Genomic DNA, 19,172 nt, shown 5'->3' on the forward strand with positions numbered 1-19,172 from the left:
GGCCGCCCCCATGCATGTCGTTTTCCGCGAAAGCCACGGGCTCGAGGAAACCGCCGTTCCGACGGATCTGGGTCAGGACCCGGCCGATCTGGCGGTGCTGTCCTTTTCCGACAGCGATCTCGGGGCCTTCGCGGCGGGCTGGCATCGCGGCGGCGGCCCCGAAGGCCGGATGCCCACCCTCAGGCTGGCCAATCTCGCGGCCCTGATCCATCCGCTCTCGGTCGATACCTATGCCGAGCGCACGCTTTCGGGGGCGAAGGGCATCCTGATCCGGCTGATCGGCGGGCGCGCCTATTGGGAGTACGGGCTGACCCAGATCGGCGCGCTGGCCCGCGCGCATGGCATCGCGCTGGCCGTGCTGCCCGCCGACGGGCGCCCCGATCCGCGGCTCGACGCGGCCTCGACCCTGCCGGTCTCGACACTCAGGCGCCTGTCCGAGCTCTGCGACGAGGGCGGTGCGGTCGCGGCGCAGGCGGCGCTGGCGCAACTGGCTCTGGCCGCGGGGCTTTACGCCGCGCCCGTGATCGGCACCAAGACCGTGCCCGAAATGGGCGCCTGGAGCCCCGAGGGCGGCGCCGTGCCCGCGCCCGACCTGTCGCCGGTGGATGCCCCCCGGATCGTCCTGACCTTCTACCGCGCCTATGTCACCGCCGCCGATCTCGGTCCCGTCGAGGCGCTTTTCGATGCGTTCCGGGCGCGCGGCTGCGCCGTCACCGGCCTCTTCGTGCCGTCCCTGAAGGCGCCCGAGGCGGCGCGCTGGCTGGCGGACCATCTGCGCGCGCTGAACCCCGCCGCCATCGTCAATGCCACCGCCTTTTCCGGCAAGGGCGAGGACGGGACCTCGCCGCTCGATGCCCCGGGCGTGCCGGTCTTTCAGGTGGCGCTGTCTTCCGCCCCCGAAACCGCCTGGGCCGAGGCCGAGCGCGGGCTGTCTCCGGCCGATCTTGCCATGCATGTGGTCCTGCCCGAGGTCGATGGCCGGATTTTCGCGGGCGTTGCGTCCTTCAAGGAGGCGGGCACGCGCGACCCCGGCCTGCAGTTCGCCCGCATCGCCCACCGCGCCCATCCGGGCCGGATCGCGGCCATCGCCGACCGCGTCTTGGCCTGGACCGGCCTTGCCCGCACATCGCTGGCGAACCGCCGCCCGGCGCTGGTTCTCTCGACCTATCCCGGACGGCCCTGGCAGATGGCCCATGCCGTCGGGCTCGATGCGCTGGCCTCGGCCGAGGCGGTGCTGGAGGATCTGACCCGCGCCGGTCTGCCGGGCGCCCCGGCCGGGGATCTTGCGGGCGATCCGGCGAAAGATCTGGCTGAAAACCTGGCGGGGGCCCTCGGCCGCGAGACCCTGAGCTGGCCGCTTGCAGATTACCAGACCGCGTTGGCCGCCCTGCCCGCCGCCTTGCGCGACGCCCTGTCGGACGCCTGGGGCGCGCCCGGGGCCGATCCGGCCTGCCGCGACGGCGCCTTTCATTTCGCGGCCACCCGGCGCGGCGCGGCGCTGGTCGCGCTCCAGCCCGAGCGCGGCACGCCCGAGAGCCGCGAGGGCGATTATCACGACCTGTCGCGGGTACCCCGCCATGGCTATGTCGCCTTCTATCTCTGGCTGCGCCGGGCCATGGGCTGCGACGCGCTGATCCATATCGGCGCGCATGGCACGCTGGAATGGCTGCCCGGCAAGGCGGTCGCGCTGTCCGAGGCCTGCTGGCCCGAGGCGCTGATCGGCGATCTGCCGGTGATCTATCCCTTCATCGTCAACGATCCCGGCGAGGCGGCGCAGGCCAAGCGCCGGATCGGCGCGGTGACGCTGGGCCATCTGCCGCCGCCGCAGCGCCAGGCCGGCAGTTCCGAACGGCTGGCCCGGCTCGAGACGCTGCTCGACGAGTTCTCCAATGCCGACGGGCTCGACCCGCGCCGCCGCGACCGGCTGATGGCCGATATCCGCGCCGAGGCACAGGCCCTCGGCGTCGAGGCCGATCTGGGACTGGAACCGGGGCTCTCACCCGCCGAGGCCATCACCCGCATCGACCGCTTCGTCTGCGACGTCAAGGAAAGCCAGTTCGGCGACGGGCTGCATGTCTTCGGCCGCCCGCCGGAAATACAGCCGGAAACACAGCCCGAGGCCGCCTCCGGCTTCGACACCGGCGCCTCTGTCGCGGCCGAGAGCGCCGCCCTTCTCGGCGCGCTGCAGGGCGCCCCGGTCGCCCCCGGCCCCTCGGGCTCGCCCTGGCGGGGGCGGCGCGACGTGCTGCCGACGGGGCGCAACCTCTTCACCACCGATCCGCGCGCGGTGCCGACGCGCTCGGCCCATGCCCAGGGCGTGCGGCTCGCCGAGGATCTGGTGCGCCGCCACCTGCAGGATCATGGCGACTGGCCCCGGCAGCTGGTCGTCGATCTCTGGGGCTCGGCCACCATGCGCACGGCGGGCGAGGATTTCGCCATGGCGCTGCACCTGCTGGGCGTGAAGCCGGTCTGGGACGAGGGCACCGAGCGCGTCTCGGGCATCGAGGTGCTGCCCGTCGCCATGCTCGAGCGGCCGCGGCTCGACGTGACCTTGCGTGTCTCGGGGCTGTTCCGCGATGTCTTCCCCGCGCTCTCGGCCCTGTACCAGCAGGCCATCCGCGCGCTGTCCCGGCGCGACGAGGCCCCCGACTGGAACCCATATGCAGGCCGCCCCGAGACCCCGCGCGTCTACGGCCCCGCGCCGGGGATCTACGGGCTCGGCATGGAGACGCCAGAACCCACCGAGGCCGGGCGGCAGGCGGCGGGGGCCGCCTGGCTCGCCGCCAGTGCCTGGGCGCTGGACGGGGCCGAGGCGCGACGCGACGCCGAGGGCATCCGCGACCGGGTCGCCGGGGCCGAGGCCTTCGTCCATGCCCAGGACCTGCCCGAGACCGACCTTCTGCTGGCGGCCGATTATGCCCGGCACGAGGCGGGCTTTGCCGCGGCGCAGGGTGTCACCGGGGGCCGCGCCGCGCTCTACCATCTGGACAATACCGATCCCGCACGGCCCCGCACCCGGACCCTGAGCGAAGAGATCGCCCGCGTCGTCCGCGCCCGGGCCACCCACCCGGCCTGGCTTGCCGGCATGCAGCGTCACGGCTTTCGCGGCGCGGCCGAGATCGCTGCGACGCTCGACCACATGGCGGCCTTCGCCCGTCTGGCGGGGGTCGTGCCCGACCACCTTTTCGATCTCTATTTCGAGGCCACGCTGGCCGATCCGGGCTTGACGGCCTTCCTCGAAGAGGCCAACCCGCAGGCGCTCGCGGCGATGCGGGCCGAATTCGCGGCGCTGGCGCGGGACGGGCTCTGGCAGACCCGCCGGAACTCGATCGCGGCCGCGCTGACAGATCTGGAGACCCCGAATGCCCCATGACTACGAAAAGGACGGCGCGGCGATCTACCTGCAATCCTTCGCCACGATCCGGGCCGAGGCCGATCTGGCGGGGTTCGACGCCGATGAGGAGCAGGTGGCCGTCAGGATGATCCACGCCGCGGGCATGGTCGAGCTGGCGCCCCATATCCGGTTCTCGCCCGGCATGGTCGCCACCGCCCGCGCGGCCCTCGAGGCCGGCGCGCCGATCCTCTGCGATGCGCGGATGGTGTCCGAAGGGATCACCCGCAAGCGCCTGCCCGCCGGGAACGAGGTCCTGTGCACCCTGCAGGCCGAGGGCATCGCCGAGCGCGCCGCCGCCATGCGCAATACCCGCTCGGCCGCCGCGCTGGAACTCTGGCGGCCGCATCTCGCAGGCGCTCTGGTGGCCATCGGCAATGCGCCGACCGCGCTTTTCCATCTGCTGAACATGCTCGAGGACCCCACCTGCCCGCGGCCCGCCGCCATCATCGGCTGCCCGGTGGGCTTTGTCGGCGCGGCCGAGTCGAAGGAGGCGCTCTGGGCCGAACAGCCGGTGCCCTGCTGCATCGTCGAGGGGCGCCTGGGCGGCAGCGCCATCACCGTCGCCGCCATCAACGCCATCGCAAGCCGCAAGGAGTGACCATGGGCACCGTCTACGGCCTGGGGCTCGGCCCCGGCGACCCCGATCTGATGACCGTCCGCGCCGACCGGCTGTTGCGGGGCGCGCGCCACGTGGCCTTCTTCCGCAAGGCCGGCTGCGAAGGGAAGGCCCGCTCGATCGTGGCCGAGCTGATCCCCCCGGGCGCGATCGAGCACGCGATGGAATACCCGGTCACGACCGAGATCCCCTTCGACGATCCGCGCTATAACACGATCCTCGCCGAGTTCTATGCCGACAGCACCGCGCGGCTGAGGGCGCTGGCCGAGGCGGGCGAGGACGTGGTCGTGCTGTGCGAGGGCGACCCGTTCTTCTACGGCTCGTTCATGCATCTCTATACCCGCCTCAAGGACGATGTCCCGGTCGAGGTCGTGCCCGGAATCACCGGCATGTCGGCGGCCTGGACCGCCACCGGCGCGCCGATCACCTGGGGCGATGACGTGATGTCGGTGCTGCCCGGCACCCTGCCCGAGGAAACGCTGGTGCGGGGCATCAAGGCAGCCGATGCGGTGGTGGTGATGAAGATGGGCCGTCATCTCGGCAAGCTCAGGCGCGCGCTCTTGCTGGCGGGCCGGGCCGAGGAGGCCTGGATCGTCGAATATGCCGCGATGCCGGGCCAGACCGTGACCCGGCTTGCCGATTATCCCGGCCGGACCGCCCCCTATTTCTCGATCGTCCTCGTTCATGGCCAGGGACGGCGGCCATGAGCGGCTGGCTTGCCATTGCAGGCCTTGGCCCGGGCGCCGAGGCTCTGGTCACGCCCGAGGTCTCGGCCAGCCTCGCCGAGGCCACCGATGTCGTGGGCTACATTCCCTATGTCGCCCGGATCGCGGAGCGTCCGGGGCTGACGCTGCATGCCTCGGATAACCGGGTCGAGGTGGACCGCGCCCGCCATGCATTGCAGATGGCCGCCGAGGGCCGCCGTGTCGTCGTGGTCTCCTCGGGCGATCCGGGCGTCTTCGCCATGGCGGCCGCCGTTTTCGAGGCGCTCGAGGCGGGCGCGCCCGAATGGCGCGATCTCGACATCCGGGTGCTGCCCGGGATCACCGCGATGCTGGCCGCCGCCGCGCGCGCGGGTGCGCCCCTGGGCCATGATTTCTGTGCGATCAACCTGTCGGACAATCTCAAGCCCTGGGCCCTGATCGAGAAGCGTCTCAGGCTGGCGGCCGAGGCCGATTTCGCCATGGCCTTCTACAACCCGCGCTCGAAGGCGCGCCCCGAGGGCTTTGCCCGGGTGCTCGAGCTGCTGCGCGAGGTCTGCGGCGACGACCGCCCGGTGATCTTCGCCCGTGCGGTCTCGACCCCCGGGGAAAAGCTGAGCGTGGTGCCGCTGACAAAGGCCCGGCCCGAGATGGCAGACATGCGCACCGTCGTGCTGGTCGGCTCCTCGCTGACCCGGGTGCTGCGCGCGGGCGACCGGCCGCTGGTCTACACCCCCAGATCCGCCCCGGAATGAGCGAGCCAGTCCAGAACCTCGTCGGGATGCGCCAGTTCCCGCCGCGCGGGCAGGACGGGCCGGTCGATCATCAGAACCGGCAGCTCCAGCGCCCGGGCCGCGAGGATCTTGGCGCAGGCCCCAGTGCCGCCCGCGTTCTTCGACACCACGAGCTCGGTGCCATGCCCCTCCATCAGCGCCCGGTCGTCCGCTTCGGTGAACGGCCCGCGCGAGACGATGACATCGGCCTGCGGCAGGGGCAGCGGTCCCCTGGGCGCATCGACCAGACGCAGCAGGTAGCGGTGCTGGGGCCGGGCCGCGAAGGCCTCAAGATGCATCCGCCCCACGGCCAGGAACACCCGCCGGGGCGGCCCGGACAGCGCCGCGACCGCGCCTGCAATATCGGGCACATGGCGCCAGGTGTCGCCGGGCTGCGGTGCCCAGGCCGGACGGGTCAGCGCGACCAGCGGCAGGCCGAGGGCCGTGCAGGCCTCGGCCGCGTTCCGGCTCATCTGGGCGGCAAAGGGATGGGTGGCGTCGATCACATGGGTCACGCCCTCGGCGCGCAGATAGGCGATCAGGCCCGGCACGCCGCCAAAGCCGCCCACCCGCATCGGAATGGGCTGGGCCTTCGGCGTCTCGACCCGGCCTGCCAGCGACAGGGTCGCGGTGAGGCCGGTTTCCGCCAGCCGGGCGGCCAGCGCGGTCGCCTCGGTGGTGCCGCCAAGGATCAGAAGGGTGGGACGCATGGCTGAGACTCCGTGGCTGACCATCGTGGGCCTGGGCGAAGATGGCCCGGAGGGGCTGCCGCCTGCAAGCCGCGATGCCCTTGAACGGGCCGAAATCGTCATGGGCCCGGCGCGGCATCTGGCGCTTCTGCCGGGTCTCGCGGCCGAGCGCCTCGACTGGCCGGTGCCCTTCGCCGACGGGCTGCCGATCCTGCAGGGCTTGCGCGGACGCCGGGTCGCGGTGCTGGCCTCTGGCGATCCGTTCTGGTTCGGCGCGGGCAGCGTGATCGCGCGGCGCTTCGCGCCCCATGAATGGCGCGCCCTGCCCGGCCCTTCGGTCTTTTCGCTGGCGGCCGCGCGGCTTGGCTGGCCGCTGGAGGCCACCCATTGCGCGGGGCTTCATGCCGCACCCTTCGCCCGGCTGCGCCCCCTGCTGGCGCCGGGCTTCACCGCCCTCGTCACCCTGCGGGACGGCGCGGCGGTCGCGGATTTCGCGACCTTCCTGACCGGGGCAGGCTTCGGCGAGAGCCGCCTGCACGTGCTCGAGGCCCTTGGCGGGCCGCGCGAGCGCATCCGCGTCACAACCGCCCGCGCGATGGATCTGGAGGGCATCGCCCATCCCGTCGCCGTGGCGCTGGAGGCCGCAGGCGAGGGCCCCGCGATCCCCGCCGCCTCGGGCTGGCCCGACAGCCTCTTCGAGAATGACGGGCAGATCACCAAGCGCCCCGTCCGCGCGCTGACGCTTTCGGCCCTGGCGCCGCTGCCGGGCGAGCATCTGTGGGATATCGGCGGCGGCTCGGGCTCGATCTCGATCGAATGGCTGGCACGTCATCCGGGAATGCAGGCCAGCGTGATCGAGGCCGATCCCGTCCGCGCCGAACGGATCGCGGCCAATGCGGCGGCGCTTGGCGTCGAGCGTCTCCGCATCGTCGCCGGCCACGCGCCGGAGGCGCTGGACGGGCTTGCCCCCCCCGATGCGGTCTTTGTCGGCGGCGGGCTATCGCAAGAGCTGCTGGAAACGCTCTGGGCGCGCGTTGCCCCCGGCTCCCGGATCGTCGCCAATGCAGTCACGCTCGAATCGGAAACGCTGCTGGCCCTGTGGCAGGCCGCCCATGGCGGCGAGCTTTTGAGGATCGAGCTGGCCGAGGCCCGCCCGCTGGGCCGCAGGCGCGGCTGGCGCGCCGCCTTCCCGGTGGTGCAATGGAGCGTCCGGCGGTGAGGGTCGCGGGCTTCGGCTTTCGCGCCGCCGCGACCGAGGCAAGCCTTGCCGATGCGCTCGCGCGCGCGGGCGGGCCCGACGGGCTGACGGCGCTGGCCGCCCCCACCGACAAGGCCGCCGCCCCCGGCCTTGCGGCACTGGCCGCGCGGCTGGCCCTGCCGGTCTGCCCGGTCACCGCGGACGCGCTGCACCGCCCCGCCACGCCGACCCGATCGGCGCAGAGCCTCGCCCATCGCGGCACCGGATCGGTCGCCGAGGCCGCGGCCCTTGCGGCCTGTGGCGAGGGGGCTCGCCTTCTGACCCCGCGCAGGGTATCGAACGACCGGATGTCCACCTGCGCCATCGCAATGAAAGACCTGCCATGACCGTCCATTTCATCGGCGCCGGGCCCGGCGCCCCCGATCTTCTGACCCTGCGCGGCCGCGACCTGATCGCCGCCTGCCCGGTCTGTCTCTATGCCGGATCGCTGGTCCCCGAAGAGATCCTCGGCCATTGCCCCGAGGGCGCGCGGATCGTGAACACCGCGCCGATGGATCTCGATGCCATCATCGCCGAGTGCAAGCGCACCCATGAGGCCGGGCAGGACGTGGCGCGGCTGCATTCGGGCGATCTTTCGGTCTGGTCGGCCATGGGCGAGCAGATCCGGCGGCTGAAGGCCCTGGGCATTCCGGTCAGCGTGACCCCCGGCGTGCCCTCCTTTGCCGCAGCGGCCGCGGCCCTCGGCACCGAGCTGACCCTGCCCGGCCTTGCCCAGTCGGTAGTGCTGACCCGGACGCCCGGCCGCGCCTCGTCGATGCCCGAGGGCGAGAGCCTTGCCAATTTCGCCGCGACCGGCGCAACGCTCGCAATCCATCTCTCGATCCACAATCTCGCGAAGGTGGTCGCGGATCTCGTGCCCCATTACGGCACCGACTGCCCGGCGGCGATCGTCTACCGCGCCAGCTGGCCCGACCAGCAGATCCTGCGCGGCACGCTCGGCACGCTGGAAGCGGCGCTGCCCGAGGACATCGAGCGCACCGCGCTGATCCTTGTCGGCCGCAGCCTCGGCGCCGAGGGCTTCGATGAAAGCTGCCTCTATGACGCCGGATACGATCGCCGGTTCCGGCCGCGCTCGGCCCGGGCGGGCAGCGATGGCTGAAAGGCCGCCGGGTCTGGTGATCGCGGCGCCCGCCTCGGGCAGCGGCAAGACCACCGTCACGCTGGGGCTTCTTCGGGCCTTCCGCGCGGCGGGTATTGCCGTGCAGCCCTTCAAGAACGGCCCCGATTACATCGACCCGGCCTTCCATGCCCGCGCCTCGGGACGGGCCTCCTACAATCTCGACCCCTGGGCGATGGGCGAGGACCTGCTGGCGACGCTGGCGGCCGAGGCCCGGGGCGCCGATCTGGTGATCGCCGAGGGCGCGATGGGGCTTTACGACGGCACCCTCGCGCCCGGCATCTCGGGTCATGGCACCAGCGCCGAACTGGCGCGGCGTTTCGGCTGGCCGGTGGTGCTGGTGATCGACGTCTCGGGGCAGGCGCAATCGGCGGCGGCGGTCGCCCATGGCTTTGCCTGCCATCCCGACGCGCCGCCCGTCGCGGGCGTGATCCTGAACCGCGTCGCGGGCGCGCGGCACGAGGCGATGATCCGCCCCGAAATGGCCCGGCTCGGCATCGCGGTCCTGGGCGCCCTGCCCCGCCGCCCCGACCTGACCCTGCCCGAGCGCCATCTGGGCCTCGTGCAGGCGGGCGAGCAGGCCGATCTGGAGGCGCGGATCGACGCCATCGGCCAGTTCGTCGCCGAGCATGTCGAGCTAGACGCGCTCCGCGCCGCCGCCCGGCCCGGGGTCTCGGGCGCCATGGGCAACTGGCCCGTCCCCCCGGCCCAGCGCATCGCGCTTGCGCGGGATGCGGCGTTTTCCTTCGCCTATCCGCATCTGCTGGAAGGCTGGCACCGCGCGGGGGCCGAGATCCTGCCCTTCTCGCCGCTGGCCGACGAGGCGCCTGACGAGGACGCCGATCTGGTCTGGCTGCCCGGCGGCTATCCCGAACTGCATGCCGGCCGGATCGCCGGGGCCGCGCGGTTTCTGAAGGGCCTCCGCGCCCATGCCAGAACCCGCCCCGTCCATGGCGAATGCGGCGGCTACATGGTGCTGGGCGAGGCGCTGATCGACAAGGACGGTACCCGGCACGCAATGGCCGGGCTTCTGGGCCTTGTCACCAGCTTCGAGACGCGCCGCCTGCATCTGGGCTATCGCCGGGCCGAGCTGCTGGCGGCGATGCCCGGCCACGCCCCCGGCACAAGGCTGCGGGGCCATGAATTCCATTATTCGACAATCCTTTCCCAGCCCGACGCAGCACTCGCCTGCGTCACCGATGCCAGTGGCGCGGATGTGGCCGAGACAGGATCGCGGCGCGGCCCGGTCACGGGCAGCTTCTTTCACCTGATCGCGGAGGACCCAAGATGAGCGGTTTCGTGAGCTTCGTGAGTTCCGGCCCCGGCGATCCCGAGCTTCTGACCCTGAAGGCGGTCGACCGGCTGGCAAAGGCCGATGCGGTCCTGTTCGACGATCTGTCCTCGGGGCCGATCCTGGGCCACGTGCGGCCGGGCGCCGATCTGGTCGGCGTCGGCAAGCGCGCGGGCCGGGCCTCGCCCAAGCAGGACCATGTCAGCCGCCTGCTGGTCGATTACGCCGCCTCGGGGCAGCGCGTGGTGCGGCTCAAATCGGGCGATTCGGGGCTGTTCGGACGGCTCGAAGAGGAAATCACCGCGCTGCGGGCGGCGGGCATCGGTTACGAGGTCATCCCCGGCGTCACCTCGGCCTGCGCGGCGGCGGCGGCGGCGGGCATTCCGCTGACCCGGCGGCTGACCGCCCGGCGGGTGCAGTTCGTGACCGGCCATGACGTGACCGGCCACCTGCCGCGCGACATCGACATCGCCGCACTGGCCGACGAACATGCGACGACGGTCGTCTACATGGGCAAGCGCACCTTCCCGGATCTGGCCGCGACGCTGATCGCGCGAGGCCTGCCGGAAACCACGCCGGCGCTGCTGGCCGAGGGCGTGGGCACGCCGGATCAGGCGCTGACCCGGACCACGGTCGCGGGGCTGGCGGCGCTCCTGGCCGAAAGCCATGGCTCGGCCGCGCCGGGGCTGATCCTGTTCGGGCCGCTGGTCGAGGAGGCCCGCGATGCATGAGCTTGTCCTGATCGGCATCGGCACCGGCAATCCCGACCATGTCACCTTCCAGGCCGCCGAGGCGATCCGGGACGCCGATCTGATCCTGATCCCGCGCAAGGGGGCGGACAAGGCCGATCTTGCCGATCTGCGCCGCCAGATCTGTGCACGCGTCCTGGGCGAGGACGCAAGCGGCCGGATCGCCGAGTTCGACCTGCCCGTCCGCGACGCCTCGGGCGACTATCGCGCGGGCGTGCTGGACTGGCACGACGCCATTGCCGGGGTCTGGACCGAGACCGTCGCGGCGACGCACCCCGCGCCCCGGAAGGTGGCACTGCTGATCTGGGGCGATCCCTCGCTTTATGACAGCTCGCTCCGGATCGCGGCACGGCTGTCGCCCGCGCCCAAGATCACCGTCATCCCGGGCATCACCGCGATCCAGGCGCTCTGCGCCGCCCATCGCATCCCGCTGAACGAGATCGGCGCGCCGGTCGTCATCACCACCGGACGGCAGATCCGCGATCATGGCTGGCCCGAAGGGGCGGACACCGTGGTCGCGATGCTGGATGGCGGCTGCGCCTTCCAGACCCTCGCGCCCGAGGGCATCCGGATCTGGTGGGGCGCCTATCTGGGCATGGCGGAGGAAATCGCCATCGCCGGGCCGCTGGCCGAGGCCGGGCCCGAGATCCTGAAGACCCGCGACGCGGCCCGCGCCCGGCATGGCTGGCTGATGGACATCTACCTGATGCGGCGAGGTTGAAAGCGGGGCTGACGGCTCAGGCGGGCACCAGCCGCCCGGCCTGCAGCCGCAGCCCCTCGGGCGCGATCCGCGCGCGCATCTCGGCATCATGGGTCACCAGCAGGATCGCCTGCGGCAGACCTTGCAGGATCGCGACCAGCCGCCCGGCATTCTCCTCGTCGAGCGCATTGGTCGGCTCGTCGAGCAGCAGCACCTCGGGCTCCATCGCCAGCACCGCGGCAAGGCTGACCAGCCGCTTCTCGCCGCCCGACAGCCGGTGGGTGACACGATCCTTCAGATGCATGAGATCGAGCCGGGTCAGCACCGCCTCGACCCTGGCTATCGCCGCCTCGCGGCCGAGCCCCAGATTGAGCGGCCCGAAGGCCACGTCCTCGGCCACGGTCGGGCAGAACAGCTGATCGTCGGGGTCCTGGAAGACCAGCCCCGCCCGGCGGCGCACCTCGTGGAAATCGGGCTCGGCCCGGCGCACCTGCCCGAAGGCACGGATCCGCCCCGCCTGCGGAACGAGAAGCCCGACCATCAGTTGCAACAGCGTCGACTTGCCCGAGCCGTTCGCCCCCGCGACCGACAGCCTCTGGCCCGCCTCGAGCCTCAGCCCCGCGCCCTGCAGGATCGCCGGCCGGCCGGGATAGCCGAAGACGAGCCCGTCGATCTCAAACAACGCCATGGACAAGCTCCGCCAGGATCATCGCCAGCAACAGCGCCCCGAGCCCCGCACCGAAGGCCGCGTCGCGCGGGCCGTAGGCGAAGCCGGAGAGCATCGGGAGCCGGCCCGAGAAGCCCCGGCATTTCATCGCCGCCAGCACCCGTTCCGAGCGCTCGACCGCGCGGACCAGCATCATGCCGACCAGATAGCCGAGGCTGCGATAGGTATGCCAGGAGGTGCCGGGCCGGAAGCCCCGGACCTTCATCGCCCGGCGCAGCCGCAGGTATTCGGCGCGCAGCACCTCGATATAGCGGATGGTGAACAGAAGCAGATGCACCAGCCGCTCGGGCGTGCCGAGACGGTGAAGCGCCTGACCCATCGTCACCGGCTCGAGCGTGCCGACCAGCGACAGGAGCGCCAGCACCACCGCATTGGCGGTCAGCAGGATGCGGGCGGCATGCAGGAGCCCCTCGCGCGAGGCCTCGAACCCCCAGAGCGCCATGACCGGCGTGCCGGGCGTGGTGAAGGGCAGCATCGCCACCAGCAGGAAGATGAAGCCGTCCATCGCCGCCATCCGCCGCAGCGTCCGGCCCGCCGCCCGGCCCGACAGCGCCATCAGCCCCAGCGCCAGAAGAAGCGCCGCCAGCAGCACCGGCAGGAAGGAGGCGCCGACCGTGACGCAGGCGAAAGCCCCCGCCCCGATCAGCCGCGTGCGCGGATCGAGCCCGTCAAGACGCGAGACGGCACCGGGCGCCGCCCGGTCGGCGGTGAGGATGTCGGACACCGGGGGTCAGCCCTTCATCCGGCGCCGCGCGGCGACATAGAAGCCGAGCCCGAAGATGCCCATGATATAGCCGATGCCGCCGAGGATCGACTGAAGGTCGTTCTTCTCGCGATAGGCGGCGATCTCGCGGCGCAGCGGCCGCAGCTCGTCGCGCAGCATCTTCGCGATCTCGGCCTTGTCGGCCTCGCTCAGCCCCGGCGCGGCGATCAGCGCGGCCGCCGAAGACCCGGCGGGCGCCCGGGCGGGGGCCGCCTCCAGCGGGAAGGTCGAGGGGTTGCCCCCGTCCGAAACCGGGGCCGCGTCCCCTGCCCCGGCTTCAGGGGCGGTTTCAGCGGCAGCTTCGGCGGCAGCCCGAGCGGCGGGGCTGTCGAGGATCGCCGCGACCTCCTCGGCGCTCATGGTGAATTCGGCGACATGGCCCGCACCCAGATCGGCGCGGAAGACATGGGCCACGGCGCGCGTCGGGCGGAAGGTGAACAGACCGTCGGCATCGGTCATCGTCTCGCCGAGGCGGTTGCCCTCGGGATCGAACACCCCGACCGGGGCATCGACGGCCATGTCGCCATTGGAAAAGCCGACCTCGCCCTCGATCAGGGCCCCGCTGGGATAGGCGGCGGCGATCACCTTGTGCGCGAGCGCGGGCATGGGCGCCAGAACAAGCGCCAGGGTCAGGAAAATCGGGCGGATCATCGGGCGGGTCCTTGCAGGCTGAGAAAGAGATCGGGCTTGACCTGGATGGCCAGATAGACGGCTGCGGCACTCAGCAGGCCCTCGATCGCCATCACCGGAACATGGGCGAGAAAGACCAGCTTGGCCGCCGGAAGAAAGGCCGCACCGCTGAGCGCGAGGGCGACACCGACAAGCGCGGCGGTCAGCGCGATGGCCAGCGCGCCGCCGATACCGCCCCAGATCGCGGCGGTCCGCGGACTGCCGGACGCGATCCCGCGCCGGCAGAGGTAATGCACGATCACCGCGGGCAGCGCGATGTTCAGGGTATTGACCCCCAGCACCGTCAGCCCGCCGAAACCGAAGAAGACCGCCTGGAGCAGAAGCCCCACGAACAGCGCGGGAAAGGCGGCCCAGCCGAGCACCAGCCCGGCCAGACCGTTCAGGATCAGGTGCACCGAGGACGGGCCGATCGGCACATGGATCAGCGAGGCCACGAAGAAGCTGGCCGAGAGCATCCCGGCGGCGGGGATCTTCTCGAGCGTCAGATCGCGCAACCCGCGGGCGACGCCTCCGGCCGCCAGCACCGCACCGCCGATCACCACGGGCGCCGCCAGCGCCCCGTCCACGATATGCATGGCCCCGCCCCTATTTCAGATCGAAGGCGCGGATCCAGAGGACCGCATCCTGGCTGAGTTCCTTGCCCTCATGTTCGGTATCGGGCCCGACCCCCAGCGCGGCAAAGCCCCAATAGCCCGCCTTCGGCACGCCGAAGGTGAAATAGCCGTTCTCGTCCGTCACCGCGACAACCGCGCCGCCCGGCAACGGCCCCGCCGTCGCGGGCTTGGGCGCGCCCGTCGCCATGTCGGGCTCGGCCGCCATGTATTCGATCTCGATCTCGGCACCCGCGACCGGAGCGCCCTCGGACAGCACCCGCCCGGTGAAGGTCGAGCCCGCGATCACGTTATAGGGTTTGACCAGCGGCAGGATCTCGGCCTTGAGCCCCTGCGGGCCGTCCCAGTCGGTGGGCATCTGGCCGCGGTTGACGTAGGTCTTGGTGATCTGCTGGATGTAGATATCCTCGGAGTCCTCGTAATAGGGCGCGGGCACCGTCACCAGGACGTAATCGCCCATCCGCTTGACCGGCAGGCTGCCATCCCATGCCACAGCCTCGTTCAGCGGACCGCGAAAGACGGTCTGGCTGAGCGTCGGCTTGAGGTCGATCCGCTCGCCGCGATGGATGGCGTAGAATTCCAGCGGCTCGCCCATATCCATGACCGGCCCGCTTTCCTGCGGATGCCAGAAGATCAGCTTGACCGGCACGTCGCCGGGCGCGTCGATGAGGCTTTGCTCGGTATAGGCCAGCTGGAAATGCGCCGCCGCGACCCCGGGAACGAGGGTCAGTGCCAGCGCGGCGGTTACGAGATTGCCGTGGAAGATCAAGGTCGTTGCCTTTCAACATGAGCGGCCGGACAGGCCGCGGGAGAAAGGACGAACGGGATGAGAGGCTCGGAGCGGCCGGGCTGCGGCCGAACCGGGCCAGACGCGCACCCCGGCGTCCGGTGGAAACCGCCTCCCTTGCGGGGAAACGGGCGGCCGGCAGGTCTCCTGGCTTGCGGGTCTCAGCTTGGCTGGCCTTCCCGGGGGCCTCCCCAGTGGCGTTCTCAGCCGTGCTCGCCGCTTACAGTTGCGGGGGCAGCCGCGGAATTGCCCGTCCCTTCGGACGGGCGCACCGCGTTCCCTTTTCACGTCCGGACCCTCGGGCCCGGGCGAACCGGTCACGCATCCGTCATTGCAAGCAGCTCGGGACTTGTCAATCGGCACAACCGCCGCGCGGCCCGGGTTTGACGCGGCGGCCCCGCCCGCTAAGCTGTCCCCGACACGCGCAAGGAGCCCCCATGACCGACGAGACCGCCGCCGCCACCGATACCGCCCCCACCAATACCGCAGCCGACGACGCCCGCCATGCCAGCAAGATGGCCAAGAAGAAGGCCGCGCGCGACAAGATCATGGCCGGGAAATCCGGCGAGAAGGGGCTGATCCTGGTGCATACCGGCACCGGCAAGGGCAAGTCCTCCTCGGGCTTCGGGATGATCCTGCGCTGCATCGCCCATCAGATGCCCTGTGCCGTGGTCCAGTTCGTCAAGGGCGCCTGGGATACCGGCGAGCGGCGGCTTCTGACCTCGCATTTCGGCGATCTCTGCCAGTTCCATGCCATGGGCGAGGGCTTCACCTGGGAAACCCAGGACCGCGCCCGCGACATCGCCGCGGCCGAAAAGGGCTGGGAAAAGGCCAGGGAGCTGATCCGCGACCCCGAAATCCGCATGGTACTGCTCGACGAGATCAACATCGCGCTGCGCTACGGCTATCTCGACCCGGCCGAGGTGGTGGCCTTCCTGCAGGCCGAGAAGCCGCCGCTGTCGCATGTCGTCCTGACCGGGCGCAACGCCCCCGAAGAGGTGATCGAGGCGGCCGATCTGGTGACCGAGATGACGCTGGTCAAGCACCCGTTCCGCTCGGGCATAAAGGGCCAGCCGGGCGTCGAGTTCTGAGCCGCGCTTGACATCCGCAGGGCCCCGTCCGACACCCCCTGCCGAAAGTCGCAGGAGCCGCCATGACCCTTGACCGGACCCGGAGCCGCTATCCCGACCTGCCCCCCGGCGATGCGGCCCCGCCGATGCCCGAAATCTCGGTACCGATGCTCGACCCGGTGCCGCCGCGCCGCGCGAAGGCCCTGATGCTGCAGGGCACGAGTTCGGATGTCGGCAAGAGCCTCCTGGTCGCAGGGCTCGCCCGCGCCTATGCGCGGCGCGGCCTGAAGGTCGCGCCCTTCAAGGCGCAGAACATGTCGAACAATGCCGCCGTCGCCGCCGACAGCGACCTGCCTCCCGGCCCCGACGGCACCGCCCCCAGGGGCGAGATCGGCCGCGCCCAGGCGCTTCAGGCGCAGGCCGCGGGGCTGCCCCCCTCGATCCACATGAACCCGGTGCTGCTGAAGCCGCAGGCCATGGTCGGCTCGCAGGTGGTGCTGCGGGGCCGTCCGCTGGGCAACTGGCCCGCGCGGCATTACCACAAGCTCAAGCCCAAGCTCCTGCCCGCGGTCATGGACAGTTTCAACCGCGTCGCGGCCGGGGCCGATCTGGTGCTGGTCGAGGGCGCGGGCGCGGGCACCGAGACCTATCTGCGCAAGAGCGACATCGCCAACATGCGCTTTGCCGAGGCCGCCGATCTGCCGGTGATCCTCGTCACCGACAATGACCGGGGCGGCGCGATGGCGGCCGTGGTGGGCTCGTGGTGCCTGCATACGGCGGCCGAACGCGCCCGCATCGCGGGCTATCTGGTCAACAAGTTCCGCGGCTATTTCTCGCTTTACGAACCGGCCTGCGCGACGATCACCGAACGCACCGGCTGGCCCTTCCTGGGCGTCGCCCACTGGTTCGAGGGCGCCGCGCGGCTTCCGGCCGAGGATGCGCTGGCGCTCGAGCGGCCGGCCTCGGGCGGCGGTACCGGACTGGTGATCGCGGTGCCCCATATCGCGCGGATGGCCAATTTCGACGATCTCGATCCGCTGTCGGCCGAGCCGGGCGTCGATCTCCGCTGGGTCCGCCCGGGCGAGCCGATCCCCGCCGAGGCCGATCTGGTACTGCTGCCGGGCTCGAAGACCACCCGGCCCGCGCTCGACTCGATCCGCGCCAATGGCTGGGACATCGACATCCTCGGCCATCTGCGCCGGGGCGGGCGGGTCGTGGGCATCTGCGCCGGGTTCCAGATGCTGGGCCGGAAGGTGCGCGACCCCGACGGCATCGAGGGCCCGCCGGGCGAGACCGAGGGGCTGGGGCTTCTGGATATCGAGACCGAGATCGGCGGCGAGAAGCGGCTGGTCGAGATCGCGGCCGAGGATGCGATCAGCGGCACAAGCGTCACCGGCTACGAGATGCATATGGGCGTGACCCGGGGGCCGGGGCTCGAGCGGCCCTGGCTGCGGCTCGACGGCCGCCCCGAGGGCGCGGTCTCGGCCGATGGCCTTGTGATGGGCGGCTATCTGCACGGGCTCTTTGCCGCCGACGGCTTCCGCCGGCACTGGCTGAGGGCGATGGGCGGGCGGGCCTCGGGGCTCGACCATGCCGCCCGGGTCGAGGCGGCGCTGGATGCGCTGGCCGACCAGCTGGAACGCGATCTCGATCTCGACGCGCTGCTGGCGCTGGCGCGATGAGCGCGCGGCGGCTGATGGTGCTGGGCACCGGCTCGGATGTGGGCAAGAGCCTGCTGGTCGCGGGGCTCGCGCGTGCCTATGCCCGCCGGGGGCTGAAAGTGGCGCCCTTCAAGGCGCAGAACATGTCGAACAATGCCGCCGTCACCGCCGATGGCGGCGAGATCGGCCGGGCCCAGGCGCTGCAGGCGCGCGCCGCGGGCGCGGCCCTGACGGTCGACATGAACCCGGTGCTGCTGAAGCCCGAGACCGATATCGACTGTCAGGTCGTGCTGCGGGGCCGCGTGCTGGGCCGCTATTCGGCCTCGGCCTATCAGGCGCTCAAGCCCGGGCTGCGGGCCGGGGTCGTGGAAAGCCTCGACCGGTTGTCGGCGGACCATGACCTGGTGCTGATCGAGGGCGCGGGCAGCGGCGCCGAGCGCTATCTGCGCCCGCAGGACATCTCGAACATGGGGCTGGCCGAGGCCGCCGACCTGCCGGTGGTCCTGCTGGGCGACGAGTCGCGCGGCGGCGTGACCGCGGCCGCCATCGGCCATCACCGGCTCTGGACCGGGGCCGAGCGGGCCCGCGTGGGCGGCGTCATCGTGACCAAGTTCCGTGGCGACCCGGCCGTCTTCGCCCCCGCCGCCGCCGAGATCCGGGCCGAGACCGGCTGGCCGGTTCTGGGGCTCTTGCGCTGGTCCGAGGCCGCGCGCGCCCTGCCCGAGGAGGATACGCTGGGGCTCGGGCGGCGCAAGGGCGCGGGCGGGCAGCTGGTGATCGCGGTGCCCGAACTGCCCCGGATCGCCAATTTCGACGATCTCGATCCGCTGGCGGCCGAACCGGGCATCGATCTGCGCTGGCTGAAGCCCGGCCAGCCGGTGCCGGGAGATGCCGATGCGGCGATCCTGCTGGGCTCGAAGACCACCCGCGCCGCGCTTGACGCGATCCGCGCCGAGGGCTGGGATATCGACCTGCGCGCCCTTCTGCGCCGGGGCGGCCGGGTGATCGGACTTTGCGCGGGCTATCAGATGCTGGGCCGCGTCGTGCGCGACCCCAAGGGCATCGAGGGGCCCCCGGGCGAGACGCCGGGGCTCGGGCTGCTCGATATCGAGACGGTGATGACCGGCGACAAGCGGCTGGTCCGGATCGCGGCCACGGACCGGATCAGCGGCCAGCCCGTCTCGGGCTATGAGATCCATATGGGCCGGGTCGCGGGTCCGGCGACCGCACGGCCCTGGCTCGATCTCGACGGCACGCCCGAGGGCGCGGTCTCGGAGGATGGAAGGGTGATGGGCAGCCATGTGCACGGGCTGTTCGGGACCGGGGCGTTCCGCCATCACTGGCTTGCCTCGATCGGCGGCCATGCCGCCCCCGGCCGGGCGGCGGAGGACCCGGTCGAGGCCGCGCTCGACCGTCTGGCCGACGAGATCGAGGCCGATCTCGATCTCGATACGCTGCTGACGCTGGCGCGCTGAGGCGGGATCTCGCCGGTCGGGACGCAAGGTCCTGCCCGGACCGGCCGTCCTGCGCTTGCGAACCGGTCCCCGGCCCCGCTATCGGAGACAGGCGAGGACA

The 19,172-nt window shown here is 71.7% G+C and carries 19 protein-coding genes and 1 riboswitch; of the genes, 13 read left to right on the forward strand and 6 right to left on the reverse strand.

From position 1 onward, the window contains the following. The first annotated feature begins 10 nt into the window (after positions 1–10). Genes cobN through cobJ form a run of 4 tightly spaced genes read left to right on the forward strand, consistent with a single transcriptional unit; the run spans position 11 to position 5,466 of the window. Positions 11–3,373 (forward strand): cobaltochelatase subunit CobN, encoded by a 3,363-nt coding sequence (cobN, locus tag B5V46_RS10745; RefSeq protein ID WP_080616597.1) that lies wholly within the window; start codon positions 11–13, stop codon positions 3,371–3,373. Next, on the forward strand, positions 3,363–3,992 hold the full coding sequence (locus B5V46_RS10750; RefSeq protein WP_080616598.1) for a precorrin-8X methylmutase: 630 nt from the start codon (positions 3,363–3,365) through the stop codon (positions 3,990–3,992). The genes cobN and B5V46_RS10750 overlap by 11 nt, the downstream gene beginning before the upstream one ends. 2 nt (positions 3,993–3,994) lie before the next feature. After that, positions 3,995–4,717, forward strand: coding sequence for a precorrin-2 C(20)-methyltransferase (gene cobI / locus B5V46_RS10755; RefSeq protein WP_080616599.1), 723 nt, complete (start codon positions 3,995–3,997; stop codon positions 4,715–4,717). Beyond that, entirely contained in the window at positions 4,714–5,466 is a 753-nt protein-coding gene (gene cobJ, locus B5V46_RS10760) for a precorrin-3B C(17)-methyltransferase (protein ID WP_080616600.1), read from the forward strand. Before cobI ends, cobJ begins: the two co-directional genes overlap by 4 nt. On the opposite strand, the gene B5V46_RS10765 is transcribed toward cobJ, so the two are convergent. Next, the gene (locus tag B5V46_RS10765) at positions 5,439–6,194 is read right to left on the reverse strand and encodes a cobalt-precorrin-6A reductase (RefSeq protein ID WP_080616601.1); all 756 of its coding nucleotides are present in this window, start codon (positions 6,192–6,194) and stop codon (positions 5,439–5,441) included. The genes cobJ and B5V46_RS10765 overlap by 28 nt on opposite strands. Here B5V46_RS10765 and cbiE point away from each other — a divergent pair. From cbiE to cobF, 6 genes are read left to right on the forward strand one after another with little or no spacing between them, the layout of a single operon-like run. Then, the gene (gene cbiE, locus B5V46_RS10770) at positions 6,193–7,392 is read left to right on the forward strand and encodes a precorrin-6y C5,15-methyltransferase (decarboxylating) subunit CbiE (protein ID WP_080616602.1); all 1,200 of its coding nucleotides are present in this window, start codon (positions 6,193–6,195) and stop codon (positions 7,390–7,392) included. The two genes, B5V46_RS10765 and cbiE, sit on opposite strands and share 2 nt — an antisense overlap. Further along, positions 7,374–7,757 (forward strand): cobalamin biosynthesis protein, encoded by a 384-nt coding sequence (locus tag B5V46_RS10775; RefSeq protein ID WP_369822777.1) that lies wholly within the window; start codon positions 7,374–7,376, stop codon positions 7,755–7,757. Before cbiE ends, B5V46_RS10775 begins: the two co-directional genes overlap by 19 nt. Next, positions 7,754–8,530 (forward strand): precorrin-4 C(11)-methyltransferase, encoded by a 777-nt coding sequence (gene cobM, locus B5V46_RS10780; RefSeq protein WP_080616603.1) that lies wholly within the window; start codon positions 7,754–7,756, stop codon positions 8,528–8,530. Before B5V46_RS10775 ends, cobM begins: the two co-directional genes overlap by 4 nt. Next, entirely contained in the window at positions 8,523–9,839 is a 1,317-nt protein-coding gene (locus B5V46_RS10785; RefSeq protein ID WP_080618021.1) for a cobyrinate a,c-diamide synthase, read from the forward strand. The genes cobM and B5V46_RS10785 overlap by 8 nt, the downstream gene beginning before the upstream one ends. After that, a complete protein-coding gene (gene cobA / locus B5V46_RS10790; protein ID WP_080616604.1) occupies positions 9,836–10,570 on the forward strand; it encodes a uroporphyrinogen-III C-methyltransferase in 735 nt (244 codons plus the stop codon). Before B5V46_RS10785 ends, cobA begins: the two co-directional genes overlap by 4 nt. Continuing rightward, positions 10,563–11,309, forward strand: a complete 747-nt coding sequence (cobF, locus tag B5V46_RS10795) for a precorrin-6A synthase (deacetylating) (RefSeq protein ID WP_080616605.1) — start codon at positions 10,563–10,565, stop codon at positions 11,307–11,309. The genes cobA and cobF overlap by 8 nt, the downstream gene beginning before the upstream one ends. 16 nt (positions 11,310–11,325) lie before the next feature. Here the strand turns inward: cobF and B5V46_RS10800 are convergent, their stop codons facing one another. From B5V46_RS10800 to B5V46_RS10820, 5 genes are read right to left on the reverse strand one after another with little or no spacing between them, the layout of a single operon-like run. Further along, complete coding sequence (locus B5V46_RS10800) at positions 11,326–11,976, reverse strand: energy-coupling factor ABC transporter ATP-binding protein (protein WP_080616606.1); 651 nt, start codon at positions 11,974–11,976, stop codon at positions 11,326–11,328. Further along, entirely contained in the window at positions 11,963–12,739 is a 777-nt protein-coding gene (cbiQ, locus tag B5V46_RS10805) for a cobalt ECF transporter T component CbiQ (protein ID WP_080616607.1), read from the reverse strand. The genes B5V46_RS10800 and cbiQ overlap by 14 nt, the downstream gene beginning before the upstream one ends. Positions 12,740–12,745: 6 nt before the next feature. Beyond that, positions 12,746–13,429 carry a hypothetical protein gene (locus B5V46_RS10810; protein ID WP_080616608.1) on the reverse strand — a complete coding sequence of 228 codons (684 nt, stop codon included), beginning with the start codon at positions 13,427–13,429 and terminating at the stop codon, positions 12,746–12,748. Continuing rightward, complete coding sequence (gene cbiM / locus B5V46_RS10815; protein WP_080616609.1) at positions 13,426–14,043, reverse strand: cobalt transporter CbiM; 618 nt, start codon at positions 14,041–14,043, stop codon at positions 13,426–13,428. Before cbiM ends, B5V46_RS10810 begins: the two co-directional genes overlap by 4 nt. A gap of 10 nt (positions 14,044–14,053) precedes the next feature. Then, positions 14,054–14,848: a DUF4198 domain-containing protein gene (locus B5V46_RS10820; protein ID WP_231119091.1), complete on the reverse strand. Its 795-nt coding sequence runs from the start codon at positions 14,846–14,848 to the stop codon at positions 14,054–14,056. Between the two features lie 137 nt (positions 14,849–14,985). Then, positions 14,986–15,199, reverse strand: a riboswitch (cobalamin riboswitch). A 104-nt stretch (positions 15,200–15,303) separates the two neighbouring features. Here B5V46_RS10820 and cobO point away from each other — a divergent pair. The 3 genes from cobO to B5V46_RS10835 all read left to right on the forward strand — a co-directional run bounded on the left by cobO (position 15,304) and on the right by B5V46_RS10835 (position 19,072). Continuing rightward, positions 15,304–15,957, forward strand: coding sequence for a cob(I)yrinic acid a,c-diamide adenosyltransferase (cobO, locus tag B5V46_RS10825; protein WP_080616610.1), 654 nt, complete (start codon positions 15,304–15,306; stop codon positions 15,955–15,957). A gap of 146 nt (positions 15,958–16,103) precedes the next feature. Then, positions 16,104–17,618: a cobyric acid synthase gene (locus B5V46_RS10830; RefSeq protein ID WP_080618023.1), complete on the forward strand. Its 1,515-nt coding sequence runs from the start codon at positions 16,104–16,106 to the stop codon at positions 17,616–17,618. Next, positions 17,615–19,072 carry a cobyric acid synthase gene (locus B5V46_RS10835; protein ID WP_080616611.1) on the forward strand — a complete coding sequence of 486 codons (1,458 nt, stop codon included), beginning with the start codon at positions 17,615–17,617 and terminating at the stop codon, positions 19,070–19,072. Before B5V46_RS10830 ends, B5V46_RS10835 begins: the two co-directional genes overlap by 4 nt. Positions 19,073–19,172 lie beyond the last annotated feature (100 nt).

This window comes from Rhodovulum sp. MB263 (assembly GCF_002073975.1).
Classification (GTDB): Bacteria; Pseudomonadota; Alphaproteobacteria; order Rhodobacterales; family Rhodobacteraceae; genus Rhodovulum.